The following is a 16,065-nucleotide window of genomic DNA, read 5'->3' as shown; positions in this document are numbered from 1 at the left end:
TCAACGGTGGCCGGTCATCGGCCCCCGTTCACCGGCCCCCGTTCACACCCCGCACCGTGAACCCGGTGACCAGCCCCCCGCCCTCCCGCCGGAACGCGAACGGTGCCCCGCCGTGCGCCGCCGCCACGGCTCGGACGATCGACAGCCCGAGCCCGGACCCGGGCAGACTGCGGGCGTCCGGGGCGCGATAGAAGCGATCGAAGATGCGTTCGAGGTCGCAGTCGGGGACGCCGGGACCCCGGTCGAGAACCTCGACACGGACGACGTCCGAGGCCTCGCCCGGTTCACGCGTGCCCCCCGGTTCCCCGATGCCCCCCGGGCCGCCCAGCTCCTCCAGTCCGCCCAGCTCGCCCAGGCCTCCCGCCGACCCCCGCGCCACGACGACCACGATCGCCCCGGACCCGGCGCGGTCGAACTTCGCCGCGTTCTCCACCAGGTTGGAGATGGCCCGCTGGAGAGCCCCCGGCCGCCCCTCGACGGTCGTGTCACCGGCCACGCGTACGACGACCTCGCGGCCGGTACGGCGGCGCGCGGTCCCCGCGACGTCCTCCGCGAGGTCGGCCAGCTCGACCCGCTGCACGGGCTCGGTGCTGGACTGCCCGGCCGCGAGGTCGACCAACTCGTTGACCAGGTCGGTCAGTTCGAGGGCCTCCTGGGAGAGGTCGTCGACGAGTTCCGTACGCATCCGGGGCGGCAGCTCGTCGATACGCCGGAGCAGGGAGATGTTCGTACGGAGGGAGGTGAGAGGGGTGCGGAGTTCGTGGCCGGCGTCCTGGACCAGCCGCCGCTGGTCCTCCTCGGACTGCGCGAGGCGGACCAGCATACGGTCGAAGGAACGCCCCAGCCGGCCCACCTCGTCCCGGCCCGCGACCGGCACCTGGATGCCCAGATGCCCGGTCCGGGCCACGTCCTCCGCCGCCCCCGCCAACTGCACGAGCCGCCGGGTCTGCCGCCGCGCCAGCCACCACCCGAACAGCCCGGCCGAGATGACGATGCCGGAGACGAACAGCAGGGTCCGCTGCTGCAGCTCCCGCAGCAGGTCCTCGGTGTCGCTGAACTCCTGCGCGACCTGCACGGCACCTCGGCCGCCGCCGAGCGCGACGGTCACCACCCGGTAGCGGTCGTCGCCGACCTCGACCTCGCCGTGCTCGACCATCACCCCGGCCAGGGCCGCGTCGGCCGTACTGCGGTCCGCGTCGCGAACGGGCAGGCCGGGGGCGCCCTTCTCGAGGATCTCCCCGCGCGGGCCGAGCACCTGGACGTCCGTACGACCGGAGCGGATCAGGTCGTCGCGCGGACCGCCGCTGCCGCTCGGCGCGAAGTCCTCCGGCGTCAGCGGGTCCTGCTCGACCAACTCCCGCAGATCACGCACGACCTCGGCGAACACGGTCTGCTCGTCGACCCGCACCAGCCGCGCCGCCGCGCTGTAGCTGAGGATCCCGACGAGGACGGTGACGACGCACGCCACCGCCACGAACGACACGGTGAAGGTCGCCCGCAGTGAGGGGACCGGCCGCAGCCGGGAGAGCAGGCGGGACAGCGCCCGGACGGGACGGGACGGCACCGGGCGCCGCCCTCAGTCTTCCCGCAGCGCGTACCCCACACCCCGCACGGTGTGGATCAGCGCCGGCGCCCCGGGCTCGTCGAGCTTGCGGCGCAGATAACCGACGTAGACGGCCAGGTTCTTGGAGCCGGGCCCGAAGTCGTAGCCCCAGATGCGGTCGTAGATCGTCGCGTGGTCGAGCACGATGCCCGCGTTGCGGACCAGCAGTTCGAGAAGGTCGAACTCGGTCCGGGTCAGCTCCAGTTCCCGCGCCCCGCGCCATGCCCGCCGCGCCTGTACGTCCATCCGCAGCCCGGCGGCCGTGAGCAGCCCCCCGGTGTCCGGGCCCGCAGCCCCGGCGGCGGAGGCCGTCGCGCCGGCCGACGACGGAAGGGGCTTCGCGAAACCGTCCGGGTTGCCCGTCCGCCGCAGCAGCGCGCGCAGCCGTGCGAACACCTCCTCCACGTCGAACGGTTTGACGACGTAGTCGTCCGCGCCGGCGTCGAGGCCGGCGATCCGGTCGGCGGTCTCCACGAGCGCGGTGAGCATCAGGATCGGCGTCCGGTCGCCCTCCGCGCGCAGCACCCGGCAGACCTGGAGGCCGTCTATGCCGGGCATCATCACGTCGAGCACGAGCACGTCGGGCCGGTTGCGGTGGGCCTGGGCGAGCGCCTCGACGCCGTCGGCGACCGCCGTGACCTCGTACCCCTCCAGGGTCAGCGCGCGTTCCAGGGCATGGCGGATGGCGCGGTCGTCCTCGGCGAGCAGCACGTTCTGGGGCACCCCACCAGTCTGCCAAGGTCACGGGCGCCCACCACCTCGTCAGCGGGGCAGGGCCGCCCTTCTTACCGGCCTCTCACCCCGACCGCCCGTCGGACTTACCACTCCGGAGCAGCGTGTTCGTGTGACACCCCTCCGCACGGGAACCCGGGCAGAGCAAGCAGATGGAGTACAAAGGGTCCGAAACAGCCGAACCAGCCAAACCATCATCAGCACCGCATCACCGGACAACCGCACGCCACCCGCGTCGGCCATGTCCGCCCCGCACAACTGCATCACCGTGTCACCGCACCGCTCACCCCGTCGGGAAGGCAGGACCTTGAGCCGCCGCATGAAGATCGTGTTCCTGCTGCACAACGCGTACGCCATCGGCGGCACCGTCCGTACGACGCTGAACCTGGCGTCGGCACTCGCGGACCACCACGACGTGGAGATCGCCTCGATGGCCCGCCACCTGGACGAACCGCGCTTCACGGTCGACCCGAGGATCACGCTCGTCCCGCTGGTGGACATCCGCCCGTACAGCCCCGACCTGCGCGATCCGGCGCAGGTGCAGCCCGCCGTGGAGTTCCCGGCGCAGGACAAGCGACACCGCCAGTACAGCCGCCTCACCGATCTCCGGGTCCGCGCCTACCTGGCCCGCTGCGGCGCGGACGTCGTCATCGGCACCCGCCCCGGCATCAACGTCTACGTCTCCCGCTTCGCCCCGCGCCGCGCCCTGCGCATCGGCCAGGAGCACCTGCGCCACGACGCCCACACCAAGCAGCTCCGCAAGGTCCTCGCCCGCCACTACCGTGCCCTGGACGCGGTCGTCACGACCACGGCGGCGGACGCGGCGGTGTACGGCGCACGGATGAAACTGCCGGGCGTACGGGTGATGTCGGTACCCAACATCGTCCCGGCGTCCGGGGTGGCCCCGTCGGACGGTACGGCGCCCGTCATCGCCGCCGCCGGCCGCCTCGTCCGCGGCAAACGCTTCGACCTCCTCCTGGAGGCGTTCGCGATGGTCGCCGCGAAGGAACCGGACTGGCAGCTGCGCATCTACGGCGGCGGCAAGCAGAAGGACCGGCTGGAAACCCTCATCCAGGATCTCCGGCTCACCGACCAGGCCCATCTGATGGGCCCGCACACTCCCATCGAGGAGGAGTTCGCGCACGCCTCGATCGTCGTCAGCGCCTCGGAGGCCGAGTCCTTCGGCATGACCCTGGTCGAGGCCATGCGCTGCGGCGTCCCGGTCGTCAGCACCGACTGCCCGCTCGGCCCCGCCGAGATCATCACCGACGGCACCGACGGCCGCCTCGTCCCCGTCGACGACCCCCACGCCCTCGCCGAAGCCGTCCTCGACCTCACCGCCGACCCGGACCTCCGCCGTGCCATGGGCCGGGCCGCCCTGGCGAGCGCCCACCGCTTCGACGCGGCCCCGATCGTCACCAGGTACGAGCAGTTGTTCGCCGAGCTGCGGGAGACGAGGCTCCAGCGGACCTGGGAGCGGGGATCGACGAGCGCGAGGGCCTGGCTGCGGCGCCGCGTGCGCGCGGGGAAGAGGGCGGCCCCGGCTCTTCTCAGGAGCGCAGGGCTGTCACCCGTGCGGCTCCGCCGCGCGGCCGCGAGCAACCACGAACAACCCGCGGCCTGAAGCCCTCCGCGCCGTTCCTGTGGACCGAGCGGGGGTGAGTCCGTTCAGCCGCGCGCCCCGAACGGTCCCGGGCGAGCTGGTCCCCGGCGTACTCGACCCCGGGTGGCGACACGCATCCTGTACGTGGTCCGGGCCCGGGAGGCCCCCGCGGCCGGAGGCCGCTGAAAAACACGGCCCTGCGCGACCTGGCCAGAAGAGGGTAAGGCCGCAGGCGACGGAGTCAGCCATCACGCGATCAAGCTGATTCGACCTCTCGCACTCCTTGGCACTCGGCTACCGACCCCGACGGCGGGACTCAGCCCTTCAACGCGGCCAACTGCTCCGCGAAGGGAACGACGACGAACCCCTCGGGCTCGACCGGCGCGGCATCCGCCCTCCGGGACAGCCCAGCCATCAACCCGGCCAGCTCCGACGCCGCCCGCTCGATCCGCCCGGCCAGCCCCTCCGCGCCCCAGTCCTCGGACGCGGCATAGACGCCCGTGGGCACCACCACGGCCCGCAGATACGCGAACAGCGGCCGCATCGCGTGCTCCAGCACCAGCGAATGCCGTGCCGACCCCCCGGTGGCGGCGATCAGTACCGGCTTCCCCGCGAGCGCGTCCCGGTCGAGCACGTCGAAGAAGGACTTGAACAGCCCGCTGTACGACGCCGAGAACACCGGCGTCACCACCACCAGCCCGTCGGCCCCCGCCACCGCGTCCGACGCGGCGGCGAGCTTGCGGCCCGGGAACCCGTTGGTGAAGTTGTGCGCGATCTCCACGGCCAGGTCACGCAGTTCGACGACCTCGACCTCCACCGCGGCGTCGTGCCCGACCACCGCCGCGGCCAGCCGGTCCCCCAGCAGCCGCGTGGACGACGGCACACTCAGCCCCGCCGAGACGACGACCAGCTTCGTACGACGCCCTCCTGCGGCATTCACGCGACGCTCTCCTTCTTCTCCGCGGCCAGCAGCGACCCGTGCGTGGGCGCGTCCGGCACGTCCGCCGGCCGCCCCTTCGCGAACTCCTCGCGCAGCACCGGCACGACCTCCTCGCCGAGCATGTCGAGCTGCTCCAGGACGGTCTTCAGGGGCAGCCCCGCGTGGTCTACGAGGAACAGCTGCCGCTGGTAGTCACCGGCGTACTCCCGGAACGCCAGCGTCTTCTCGATCACCTGCTGCGGCGACCCGACGGTCAGCGGCGTCTGGTCGGTGAAGTCCTCCAGGGACGGCCCGTTGCCGTACACCGGAGCGACGTCGAAGTACGGCCGGAACTCCCGCACCGCGTCCTGCGAGTTCTTGCGCATGAAGATGTGTCCGCCGAGCCCGACGATCGCCTGCTCGGGCGTGCCGTGCCCGTAGTGCGCGTACCGCTGCCGGTACAACTCGACCATCCGCTTGGTGTGGTCGGCCGGCCAGAAGATGTTGTTGTGGAAGAAGCCGTCACCGTAGTAGGCGGCCTGCTCGGCGATCTCGGGCGAGCGGATGGAGCCGTGCCAGACGAACGGTGGTACGTCGTCCAGCGGGCGGGGCGTGGAGGTGAACCCCTGGAGCGGCGAGCGGAACTTGCCCTCCCAGTTCACGACGTCCTCGCGCCACAGGCGGTGCAGCAGCGCGTAGTTCTCGACGGCGAGGTTGATGCCCTGCCGGATGTCCTGCCCGAACCACGGGTAGACGGGCCCGGTGTTGCCGCGCCCCATCATCAGGTCCACCCGCCCGTCGGCCAGGTGCTGGAGCATCGCGAAGTCCTCGGCGATCTTCACCGGGTCGTTGGTGGTGATGAGGGTGGTGGAGGTGGAGAGGATCAGCTTCTCCGTGCGTGCGGCGACATAGCCGAGCATCGTCGTGGGCGACGACGGCACGAACGGCGGATTGTGGTGCTCACCGGTGGCGAAGACGTCGAGCCCGACCTCCTCCGCCTTCAGCGCGATCGCGACCATCGCCTTGATGCGCTCGCGCTCGGTCGGCGTCCGGCCCGTGGTGGGGTCCGGCGTCACGTCTCCGACACTGAAGATCCCGAACTGCATCATCGCTGCCACCCTCCCAGGTTGTTTACGATTCAACTATACCCGTGAACGAGGGCCCCCTCCCCACTATTCCCCGCCGTTGTCAGTGGCCGTCCCTACGATCTCCTCATGGCCGCCCCACGCCGTGACACCCGAGGCATCGTGGACGCCCCGGAGCTCTTCGCCCGGGTCCGCTTCCGCCGCCGCGAACCCGCCGAGCCGCTGCGCCCGTACCTGGAGCACTACTGGCTGATCGACTGGGACCTGCCCGAGCCGTACGTCTCCCAGGTCGTTTCGCACCCGTCGGTGAACGTCGTCCTCCAGCGGTACGAGGGGCAGGAGCCCTTCGCCGAGATCTCCGGCATCGGTCTCGGCCTCTTCACCCAGAAACTGGAGGGCAGGGGCCGGGTCTGCGGCATCCAGTTCCGCCCCGGCGGCTTCCGCCCCTTCGCGCCGTCCCACCCCGCGACCCACTGGACCGGCCGCCGGGTACGACAGCCCGAGGCGTTCCCGGACACCGACATCGACCCGGCCGCGATCCTCGCCCCCGACGACGAGGACGCCCGCGTCGCCGCCCTCGACACGTTCCTGACGGGGCTCGCCCCTGCCCCCGACCCCCAGGCGGACCTCGCCATGGCCCTCGTCGACCGCATCCGCACCGACCGCACGATCCGCCGCGTCACCGACTTCGCCCGCGCCGAGGGAGTGTCCGTACGACTCCTGCAGCGCCTGTTCTCCGCGTACGTGGGCGTCGGCCCCAAGTGGGTCATCCTCCGCTACCGCATCCACGAAGCCCTCGAACGCGCCGAGACCGCACGGGCCGTCGACTGGGCCGCCCTCGCCGCCGACCTCGGCTACGCGGACCAGGCCCACCTCGTCCGCGACTTCACGGCGACGGTGGGGGTGCCGCCGACGGCGTACACGGAAGCGGTGTCGGCGTCGGTGCCGGTCCCGTCGTCGTCTACTTCGCGTGCGTGACCGCGTAGATCATCACGAACGCCACGATGTGGATACCGAACAGGAAGTACGCGAGGAACCACCACACATACCGCTCGTTCTTCTTCTCCTCGGCGAGGCGACGCTTCTCGGACGTCAGGCCGGCTTCGGGCGCCGGGCCGGCCTCGGACCTCAGACCGTCCTCGGCGAGGCGACGCCTCTCGGACGTCAGGCCGGCTTCGGACGCCGGGCCGGCCTCGAACGCCAGGCCGGCCTCGGACGCCGGGCCGGCCTCGGACCTCAAACCGTCCTCGGCGAGGCGACGCTTCTCGGACGTCGGGCCGGCTTCGGGCGCCAGGCCGGCCTCGGGCGTCGGGCCGGCTTCGGGCGCCAGGCCGGCTTCGGACCTCAGACCGGCTTCGGGCGCCAGGCCGTCCTCGGGCGCCATCACAGCTCCCGATGGACCTTGGTGTTGGAGGCCTGGGCGCGGGGGCGCAGGACGAGGAGGTCGACGTTGACGTGGCTGGGCCGGGTGACCGCCCAGGTGATCGTGTCGGCGACGTCGTCGGCGGTCAGGGGCTCGGCGACGCCGTCGTAGACGCGCGCCGCCTTCTCCGCGTCGCCGCCGAAGCGGGTCAGGGCGAACTCGTCCGTCTTCACCATGCCGGGCGCGATCTCGATGACCCGGACCGGTGTGCCGACGATCTCCAGCCGCAGCGTCTCGGCGAGGACGTGCGTGCCGTGCTTGGCGGCGACATAGCCCGCGCCGCCCTCGTACGTCCCGTGCCCCGCCGTCGACGACACCACGACCACCGTGCCGTCACCGCTCGCGGTCAGCGCGGGCAGCAGGGCCTGGGTGATGTGGAGGGTGCCGATGACGTTCGTCTCGTACATCGTGCGCCAGTCGGCCGGATCGCCGGTCGCGACCGGGTCGGCGCCCAGCGCGCCGCCCGCGTTGTTGACCAGCACACCGATCTTCTTGAACGCGGTCGCGAACTCGTCGACCGCCGCGCGGTCCGTGACGTCCAGGGGGTACGCGGTGGCCTGCCCGCCGCCGTCGTTGATCTCCTCGGCCAGCGCCTCGATACGGTCCTTGCGGCGTGCGGTCAGCACGACGCGGTACCCCGCCGCGGCAAGCTGCCGGGCCGTGGCGGCGCCGATCCCGCTGCTCGCACCGGTGACGACGGCGATGCGTGAGGCGGCGGACGGTGCGGCGGTGGCCATGAGCTGCTCCTGGGGCGGTACGGAATCGAACGGAACCGGCCGGGACCGGGCAGGGAACCGACCGGCGGTCGAACGGTTCCCGCCCGGCCAGGATAGGCGGGCGGTGAGACAATGAAACGGGTGATCCCCTGTGCAGGAGGTGGATCATGGGACAAGCGCGCGAGCTGATGGACCAGCTCACCGAGGCGCTCACCACACACCAGGACCCCAAGACCGTCGCGAACCTCTTCGCGGAGGACGCGGTGGCCCACACCCCCGACGGCGGAGAGATCCACGGGCGGGACGACATAGCCGAGTACTGGCGCCAGATGACGGACGCCATGCCCGAGGCCACCTACGAGTCGCTCGCCTCGTTCGAGGTCGGCGACACCGCCATCGACGAGGGAATCTTCAGCGGCACGAACACCGGCCCGATCGCCTTCCCCGACGGAACGTCCATCCCCGCGACCCAGAAGGACATCAGGATGCGCGGCGTGGACTTCGCCACCGTCCGGGACGGGCAGATCACCAGCTACCGGCTCTACTTCGACCAGCTGGACTTCCTGAACCAGCTCGGCCTGCTGCCGGAGGAGCTGGCCCAGCCGTCGTAGAGCGGCAGCCGCCGACCGTCACCGCGACAGCCGCCGCGTCACCCGTCGCGCGGCGCATACATGATCACCGCCATGCCCGCGAGGCAGATCAGCGCGCCCGACACGTCCCAGCGGTCGGGCCGGTAGCCGTCCGCGGCCATCCCCCAGGCGATCGACCCGGCGACGAAGATCCCGCCGTACGCGGCGAGGATCCGCCCGAAGTGCGCGTCCGGCTGGAACGTCGCCACGAACCCGTACGCCCCCAGCGCCACCACCCCGGCCCCGATCCACACCCACCCCCGGTGCTCCCGCACCCCCTGCCACACCAGCCAGGCCCCACCGATCTCGAACAGCGCGGCGAGCACGAACAGGGCGACGGACCGGGCGATGACCATGGCCCCGAGCTTCGCACGGTGATACGGGCGGGGGTTCTTGCCGGGGCGCCACAGCGGTGTCGCGTAGAGAACACGGAGCCTCGGTCTGCTCGGCCGAGGCTCCGTGCCGCCGCAAGTCCGCAAGTCCGCGGGTCCGCGGGTCCGCGGGTCCGCGGGTCCGCGGGTCAGCCCTTCACGCACACGACCTGCTTCAGCTTCGCCACCACCTGCACCAGGTCCCGCTGCTGGTCGATGACCTGCTCGATCGGCTTGTAGGCGCCCGGGATCTCGTCCACGACGCCGGAGTCCTTGCGGCACTCCACGCCCCGCGTCTGCTCCTCCAGGTCCTTGGTCGAGAAGCGCCGCTTCGCCGCCGTCCGGCTCATGCGCCGACCGGCGCCGTGCGAAGCCGAGTTGAACGCCTTCTCGTTGCCGAGGCCCTTCACGATGTACGACCCCGTACCCATCGAGCCCGGGATGATCCCGTACTCGCCGGACCCCGCGCGAATCGCACCCTTACGGGTCACCAGGAGGTCCATGCCGTCGTAGCGCTCCTCGGCCACGTAGTTGTGGTGCGCGCTGATCTCCGCCTCGAAGGTCGGCTTCGCCTTCTTGAACTCCCTGCGGACGACGTCCTTGAGAAGCGCCATCATGATCGTGCGGTTGAACTTCGCGTACTCCTGCGCCCAGAACAGATCGTTGCGGTACGCCGCCATCTGCGGGGTGTCCGCGACGAAGACGGCGAGGTCGCGGTCGACCAGACCCTGGTTGTGCGGGAGCTTCTGGGCGATGCCGATGTGATGCTCCGCCAGCTCCTTGCCGATGTTCCGGGAGCCGGAGTGCAGCATCAGCCAGACAGAACCATCCGAATCGGTGCAGACTTCGACAAAATGGTTTCCTCCGCCCAGCGTCCCCATCTGCTTCTCCGCCCGGTCATGACGGAACTTGACCGCATCCGCCACCCCGTCGAACCGTCCCCAGAACCCGTCCCACCCCCCGGCGGCGAACCCGTGCAGCTGCCCCGGATCGACGGGGTCGTCATGCATCCCCCGCCCCACCGGGATCGCCTGCTCGATCTTCGACCGCAGCCGGGACAGATCGCCGGGCAGGTCGTTGGCCGTCAGGGACGTCTTGACCGCGGACATTCCGCAGCCGATGTCGACGCCCACCGCCGCGGGACAGACGGCCCCCCGCATCGCGATGACGGACCCGACCGTCGCGCCCTTGCCGTAGTGGACGTCCGGCATGACGGCCAGACCCTTGATCCAGGGGAGGGTGGCCACGTTGCGGAGCTGCTGCAGGGCACCCTCCTCGACCGACGCGGGATCGGTCCACATACGGATGGGTACCTTCGCGCCCGGTATCTCTACGTACGACACAACGCCTCAATTCCCCCGAAGAACAGATGTAAGTCTCAAAACGCAAAACCGGCGCCAAGGTCAACGAATGGGATGCCGGACCGGCGTCCACGGCAGTGCGTGCGATACACATGGTGCCCGGGGGTCACCCCCGGGCGGCAAGTGAATAACCACAGGCAGGACTGCGCAGGCGTCCCGAGGGACCCCGTCGAGAGGAGCCCCACCGTGCAGCGGAAGGCGTACGTACCCGGCGTCGCCGTGCTCCTCGCGGCACTGTTGGCCGCGTGCACGGGATCGGACGACAGCAGTTCGAAGGACGACCCACGCCCGGGCGAGGCCACCGCGTCGGCCACCGTCGCCCAGCCCGGCCGCTACGACACGCTCCCCGAGCCCTGCGGCTCGATCGACCCCGACACCCTCGACATCCTCCTCCCCGGCATCAGGCAACTCCCCGGCGCGGCCCGGCGCAAGCAGGCGTACGAGGGCGAGGCGACGCAGACGTACGACACGGATGCCAAGGCCGGCTGCCGCTGGAAGGTGGAGTCCACGGACGCCACCCACTACGTGTTCGTCGACTTCGAGCGTGTCGTGTCGTGGACCAACGCGGTCAGCGACGACAGCAAGGCGCAGGAGGTGTACGGCGGCAAGGTCGAGGCGGCCGACCTCCCGGAGCCGACGCCGACCGAGTCCGAGGAGAAGAGCGAGGGGACGGACGAGGAGAGCGACGAGCCGGCGCAGACGGGAGCGAGCACCGCCGAGCCGTCGGCGAACCCCTCGGTCTCCGCCTCCCCCTCGGGATCGTCCTCCGGCTCCTCCAGCCCCTCCGCGTCCGGAACCCCCGCCTCCCTCCTGCCCCGCACACTCGACGGTCTCGGCGACGAGGCCTTCCTCGACGACGCGCTCGGGACGAGCAGGCAGCGGACGGTGACTGTGGTCTTCCGCACGTCGAACGTGATCGTGACGGTGGAGTACGAGGAGCAGCCGGCGACCACGACAGTGGTGCCGGACAGTGAGGAATTGCAGGACAGGGCCGTGAATCTGGCGGAGCGGCTGGCCGAGTCGTTCGACGACTGAGGGGCGCTCGGGGAGGGTTCGGGCGTCCGCGTGAACCCCCTGATTCAGGACCGCACTTCTTCATCACCGCGTACGGTGGCCTCTCGGAGACCCGATCCGATTGTGAAGGAACCATGCAACGAGCCGCAGAGTCAGAGCAGCATCAGTCGCCGCGCCGCACGCGTTCGCCGCGGGTGGCGCGCGTCGGGCGTCCGGGCCGGGCCCGGGTTTTCGTGGGCGCCGCGGTCGTGCCGGTGATGCTGCTGGCGGTCGGCTGTTCGTCGGACTCCGGCTCCGACAGCGCCTCCGGTGACGAGACACCGGCGGGGCTGAACGAAGCGGCGAAGGAGAGCCCCACGCCGAAGGTGGTCGAGGCGAAGTACGCGTCGCTGCCGGACGCGTGCGAGGTGTTCGCCGACAAGACGCTGAAGTCGGTGGTACCGGAGGGCGTGAAGTCCGGCAAGGCGATCAACAAGGCCGAGGAGAACGTGACCGGCGACTGCCGCTGGATCAGCCTCGACAACAACGGCGTGGACGGCTCCCAGTACCGCTGGCTGAGCGTGTCACTGCACCTGCTGGCCTCGGACGAGGCGAACGGCCCCGGTGAGGACCGCGCGGCCAAGGCGTACGAGTCGAAGGTGACCGCGGCGAAGGTCGTGGACGGGGCGAAGAACGTCAAGACGGAGCCGCTGACCGGCACGGGTGACCAGGCGACGGTGGTCAAGTACGACCTGAAGAAGGACGGGGACACCTTCAAGCAGCAGACGATCGTGGTGCGCACGGCGAACGTGGTCATCACGCTCGACTACAACGGGGCCGGTCTGGCCGGCGAGAAGACGCCGGACGCGGCCGCGCTGCTGAAGTCCGCGAAGTCCGCCGCCGAGGAGGCCGTGGAGGCGATCGCGGACGCGAACGACGGTACGGACGCGTCGGCGTCCCCGTCGAAGAGCGCCTCCAAGACGCCGTCGAAGACGCCGTCGAAGTCGTCGTCGGGCGGTTCGGGCGCGGATGTGAGCAACGACTCGGACAGCGGTTCGGATACCGATTCGGACTCGGGCTCCTCCAAGTCCAGCAGCCGGAAGACCAAGTCGTAGCCTCCCTTCACCTGGTGGTCCGCCGGAGCCCGGTCCCCTCGGGGGCCGGGCTCGGCGCCCTCCGGCAACCCGTTCGCCATACACATGTGCCACTCTGTTGCGCGCAACAACACGCAAGGGGAGGGGAGTACGGGTGGCCGCGCCAATGCAGCTGACTCGAATGCACCGCGTTCTCATCGGCGTGGTCGTGTTCGGCGCCGTCATCATCGCCGGGATCGGCTTCGCGGGGTCCTACGCGGCGGTCCGCGAGCTGGCCCTCCAGAAGGGCTTCGGGAACTTCAGTTATGTCTTCCCGATCGGCATCGACGCGGGTATCTGTGTCCTGCTGGCCCTGGACCTCCTCCTGACCTGGATCCGCATCCCCTTCCCGCTGCTGCGTCAGACGGCGTGGCTGCTGACGGCGGCGACGATCGCGTTCAACGGCGCGGCGGCCTGGCCGGACCCGCTGGGCGTCGGCATGCACTCGGTGATCCCGATCCTGTTCGTCGTCTCGGTCGAGGCGGCCCGGCACGCGGTCGGCCGTATTGCCGACATCACCGCCGACAAGCACATGGAGGGTGTCCGCCTCACCCGCTGGCTCCTCTCGCCCGTGCCCACGTTCCTCCTCTGGCGCCGCATGAAGCTCTGGGAGCTCCGCTCCTACGAGCAGGTCATCAAGCTGGAGCAGGAACGTCTCGTCTACCAGGCCCGCCTCCGCTCCCGCTTCGGCCGGGCCTGGCGCCGCAAGGCCCCGGTGGAGTCCCTGATGCCGCTGCGGCTGGCCCGTTACGGCGTCCCGCTGGCGGAGACGGCCCCGGCGGGCCTGGCAGCGGCGGGCATAGAGCCGGCGGTGCTTCCGCCGGTGGAGATCGCCCCGGCCGCGGGCCCTGCCCTCCCTGCCGCCGACGGCGCGGGCAGTCGTGCCGTCGCGGCGGCACGGGTGGGCGCGGCGGCACCTCCCGGCGAGCAGCGCCCCCAGCTGGAGAGCACCACCCCCACCCAGCAGCAGCCGGAATACGCCGAGTACCGGGAGCAGGCCCCGCAGGCCGAGGCCCCCGCCCCGGACGAAAGCCCCTGGCTCCACGCCCGCCACCCCCTGGAGGTCCCCTACCAGGGCGGCTACGACCCCTCGTTCAATCCCGAGGAACAGTACGAGGAGTGGTACGAGGAGCAGGACCCGGAGCAGTACCAGCAGTACCAGCAGTTCGAGCCGGACCCCCGGGACCCCCGCTACCGGCAGCAACAGTTCGAGGCCCCCGAGCTCCAGGACCCGGAACCCTCCCCGGAGGAGACCGGCAGTTTCCCCATCCCGGCCGGTCCGGGCCGCACCCGTGAGCTGGGCGAAGGCGGTGGCACCCCTGAACCCGCCGCCCCGGACGAGGAGTCGTACTACCAGGTCTTCAAGCAGTCGATAGTCCCCGGCAGCGGCTACCCGACTCCCCGCGAGTTCAGCGACAACATCGAGATGACCTACGGCGTCTCCGTCCTGGACGCCGAGGCGAAGCGGATGGTGCTGCGCTTCCAGAACCGCCACGCGGCGGAGCTGGAGGACGACCACATCGCGTGACCGCGCACGTACGACGATGGGGGCGCCCGGTGTTCACCGGGCGCCCCCATCGTCGTCACACGAGTCGGCCTACTCCCCGAGCAGGACCCGTACCCGCTCCTGTCCCACCGCGAGCAGCAGCGTGGGCAGTCGCGGGCCGGTGTCACGGCCCACGAGCAGGTGGTACAGCAGCGCGAAGAACGACCGCTGGGCGGTCTTGATCTCCGCCGGCAGCTCCTTCGGGGTGGCGTCCGCCGAGAACCCCGCCTGCACCTTGGGCACGCCGTAGACGAGATGCGTGAGCCCGTCGAGCGACCAGTGCTCGGCGAGGCCGTCCAGGAGCAGCCGCAGCGACTGCCGGGACGGCTCGTCGAGCGACTTCAGCAGCTCGGCGTCGGCCTCCTCGCGCACGATGGTCCGCTGCTCGGCGGGGACCTGCGTGTTGATCCACGCCTCGGCCTTGTCGAGCCGCGGCCGGACCTCGTCGAGGGCGGACAGCGGGTCGGTGGGGTCGAGTTCGCTGAGGATGCGCAGGGTCTGGACCTCGGCGCCCGCGGTGATGTCGGCGACGGACGCGAGGGTCCGGTACGACATCGGGCGGGGGGTGCGGGGCAGGTCACCGGCGGCGGTCCGCACCGCGCGCGAGTGGGCGGCCACGTCGGCCGGCAGGGCCGACCCGTCCGCGACCTTGGCGTCGAGCTTGTCCCACTCGTCGTAGAGCCGCTGGATCTCCTGGTCGAAGGCGATCTTGAACGACTGGTTGGGCCGACGACGGGCGTAGAGCCAGCGCAGCAGCTGCGGCTCCATGATCTTCAGCGCGTCGGCGGGGGTCGGTACGCCGCCCTTGGACGACGACATCTTGGCCATGCCGCTGATGCCCACGAAGGCGTACATCGGCCCGATGGGCTGCTTGCCGCCGAAGATCCCGACGATCTGGCCGCCGACCTGGAAGCTGGACCCGGGCGAGGAGTGGTCGACCCCGCTCGGCTCGAACACGACGCCCTCGTACGCCCACCGCATCGGCCAGTCGACCTTCCAGACGAGCTTGCCGCGGTTGAACTCGTTCAGCGCGACGGTCTCGGAGAAGCCGCAGGCGGTGCAGGTGTAGGTCAGCTCGGTGGTGTCGTCGTCGTAGGCGGTGACGGTGGTGAGGTCCTTGCCGCAACCCCCGCAGTAGGGCTTGTACGGGAAGTACCCGGCGCTGCCGGAGCTGCCGTCGTCCTCACCGGCGGCGCCGGAGCCCTCGGCGGCCTCGATCTCGGCCTCGTCCAGCGGCTTCTGCGACTGCTGCTTCTTGGCCGGGGCCTTCTTGGTGCGGTACTGGTCGAGGATCGCGTCGATGTCGCCGCGGTGCTTCATGGCGTGCAGGATCTGCTCGCGGTACACGCCGGAGGTGTACTGCTCGGTCTGGCTGATCCCGTCGAACTCGACGCCCATCTCGGCGAGCGCGGCGGTCATCGCCGCCTTGAAGTGCTCGGCCCAGTCGGGGTGGGCGGAGCCGGGCGGGGCGGGCACGGAGGTGAGCGGCTTGCCGATGTGCTCGGCCCAGGAGCCGTCGACACCGTCGATGCCGTTCGGGACCTTGCGGAAGCGGTCGTAGTCGTCCCAGGAGATCAGGTGCCGGACCTCGTGGCCGCGGCGGCGGATCTCGTCGGCGACGAGGTGCGGGGTCATGACCTCGCGGAGGTTGCCGAGATGGATCGGGCCGGAGGGGGAGAGTCCGGACGCGACGACGACCGGTTTGCCCGGGGCCCGACGCTCCGACTCCTCGATGACCTCATCCGCGAAACGGGAGACCCAGTCGGTGGTCTCGGTGCTCTGAGCCACGATCGGCACGTCCTCTTTTTCCGAAGGTTGTCCATGGCCGCCCGGTACGGTCCCCGGCCGACGGCCCCATCCTCCCAGCCTTTCACTCCGTGGGTCGAACCGGGCGCCCAATAACTCGGGGGTGCGGCTGCGTCGGCGGCCGCAGCTCCGGTGGGGGCTGATC

At 70.9% G+C, this 16,065-nt stretch carries 15 protein-coding genes; 6 read left to right on the top strand and 9 right to left on the bottom strand.

Translation table 11 applies throughout. From position 1 onward, the window contains the following. Nucleotides 1–28 precede the first annotated feature (28 nt). Complete coding sequence (locus OG858_RS27110; RefSeq protein WP_319066392.1) at nt 29–1,564, bottom strand: HAMP domain-containing sensor histidine kinase; 1,536 nt, start codon at nt 1,562–1,564, stop codon at nt 29–31. 12 nt (nt 1,565–1,576) lie between these two features. Then, nucleotides 1,577–2,326, bottom strand: coding sequence for a response regulator transcription factor (locus OG858_RS27105; RefSeq protein WP_319320787.1), 750 nt, complete (start codon nt 2,324–2,326; stop codon nt 1,577–1,579). A gap of 328 nt (nt 2,327–2,654) precedes the next feature. Here OG858_RS27105 and OG858_RS27100 point away from each other — a divergent pair, with 328 nt between their 5' ends. Beyond that, nucleotides 2,655–3,959: a glycosyltransferase family 4 protein gene (locus OG858_RS27100; RefSeq protein ID WP_328544336.1), complete on the top strand. Its 1,305-nt coding sequence runs from the start codon at nt 2,655–2,657 to the stop codon at nt 3,957–3,959. A 295-nt stretch (nt 3,960–4,254) separates the two neighbouring features. Here OG858_RS27100 and OG858_RS27095 read toward each other — a convergent pair whose 3' ends face one another. Both OG858_RS27095 and OG858_RS27090 read right to left on the bottom strand, forming a co-directional pair. Further along, nucleotides 4,255–4,878: an FMN reductase gene (locus OG858_RS27095; RefSeq protein WP_086748088.1), complete on the bottom strand. Its 624-nt coding sequence runs from the start codon at nt 4,876–4,878 to the stop codon at nt 4,255–4,257. Next, nucleotides 4,875–5,963: an LLM class flavin-dependent oxidoreductase gene (locus OG858_RS27090; protein WP_179200937.1), complete on the bottom strand. Its 1,089-nt coding sequence runs from the start codon at nt 5,961–5,963 to the stop codon at nt 4,875–4,877. Before OG858_RS27090 ends, OG858_RS27095 begins: the two co-directional genes overlap by 4 nt. A 108-nt stretch (nt 5,964–6,071) precedes the next feature. Between OG858_RS27090 and OG858_RS27085 the strand changes: the two genes are divergently transcribed. Then, a complete protein-coding gene (locus tag OG858_RS27085) occupies nt 6,072–6,920 on the top strand; it encodes a helix-turn-helix transcriptional regulator (RefSeq protein ID WP_086748086.1) in 849 nt (282 codons plus the stop codon). Here OG858_RS27085 and OG858_RS27080 read toward each other — a convergent pair. Together OG858_RS27080 and OG858_RS27075 are read right to left on the bottom strand one after the other, a co-directional pair. Then, entirely contained in the window at nt 6,904–7,326 is a 423-nt protein-coding gene (locus OG858_RS27080; protein WP_328544337.1) for a collagen-like domain-containing protein, read from the bottom strand. The genes OG858_RS27085 and OG858_RS27080 overlap by 17 nt on opposite strands. After that, on the bottom strand, nt 7,326–8,102 hold the full coding sequence (locus OG858_RS27075; protein WP_037688810.1) for an SDR family NAD(P)-dependent oxidoreductase: 777 nt from the start codon (nt 8,100–8,102) through the stop codon (nt 7,326–7,328). The genes OG858_RS27080 and OG858_RS27075 overlap by 1 nt, the downstream gene beginning before the upstream one ends. A gap of 146 nt (nt 8,103–8,248) precedes the next feature. On the opposite strand from OG858_RS27075, the gene OG858_RS27070 reads away from it, so the two are divergent. Then, entirely contained in the window at nt 8,249–8,692 is a 444-nt protein-coding gene (locus tag OG858_RS27070; RefSeq protein WP_086748085.1) for an ester cyclase, read from the top strand. Between the two features lie 38 nt (nt 8,693–8,730). On the opposite strand, the gene OG858_RS27065 is transcribed toward OG858_RS27070, so the two are convergent. Both OG858_RS27065 and OG858_RS27060 read right to left on the bottom strand, forming a co-directional pair. Then, nucleotides 8,731–9,066, bottom strand: coding sequence for a YnfA family protein (locus OG858_RS27065; RefSeq protein ID WP_319066393.1), 336 nt, complete (start codon nt 9,064–9,066; stop codon nt 8,731–8,733). A gap of 164 nt (nt 9,067–9,230) precedes the next feature. Then, nucleotides 9,231–10,424, bottom strand: a complete 1,194-nt coding sequence (locus tag OG858_RS27060; protein WP_319066395.1) for an RtcB family protein — start codon at nt 10,422–10,424, stop codon at nt 9,231–9,233. 204 nt (nt 10,425–10,628) lie between these two features. On the opposite strand from OG858_RS27060, the gene OG858_RS27055 reads away from it, so the two are divergent. The 3 genes from OG858_RS27055 (at nt 10,629) to OG858_RS27045 (ending at nt 14,096) form a co-directional block, all read left to right on the top strand. After that, complete coding sequence (locus OG858_RS27055; protein WP_328544338.1) at nt 10,629–11,477, top strand: DUF3558 domain-containing protein; 849 nt, start codon at nt 10,629–10,631, stop codon at nt 11,475–11,477. A 113-nt stretch (nt 11,478–11,590) separates the two neighbouring features. Further along, nucleotides 11,591–12,550, top strand: a complete 960-nt coding sequence (locus OG858_RS27050; RefSeq protein WP_328544339.1) for a hypothetical protein — start codon at nt 11,591–11,593, stop codon at nt 12,548–12,550. 160 nt (nt 12,551–12,710) lie between these two features. Beyond that, on the top strand, nt 12,711–14,096 hold the full coding sequence (locus OG858_RS27045) for a DUF2637 domain-containing protein (RefSeq protein WP_328545305.1): 1,386 nt from the start codon (nt 12,711–12,713) through the stop codon (nt 14,094–14,096). Between the two features lie 69 nt (nt 14,097–14,165). Here the strand turns inward: OG858_RS27045 and lysS are convergent, their stop codons facing one another. Continuing rightward, nucleotides 14,166–15,911, bottom strand: a complete 1,746-nt coding sequence (lysS, locus tag OG858_RS27040) for a lysine--tRNA ligase (protein ID WP_319268728.1) — start codon at nt 15,909–15,911, stop codon at nt 14,166–14,168. Nucleotides 15,912–16,065: the final 154 nt, after the last annotated feature.

Source organism: Streptomyces europaeiscabiei, from assembly GCF_036346855.1.
Classification (GTDB): Bacteria; Actinomycetota; Actinomycetes; order Streptomycetales; family Streptomycetaceae; genus Streptomyces; species Streptomyces europaeiscabiei.
The sequence above is the reverse complement of the archived record's forward strand: the minus strand, read 5'-3'. Positions and strand labels throughout refer to the sequence as shown.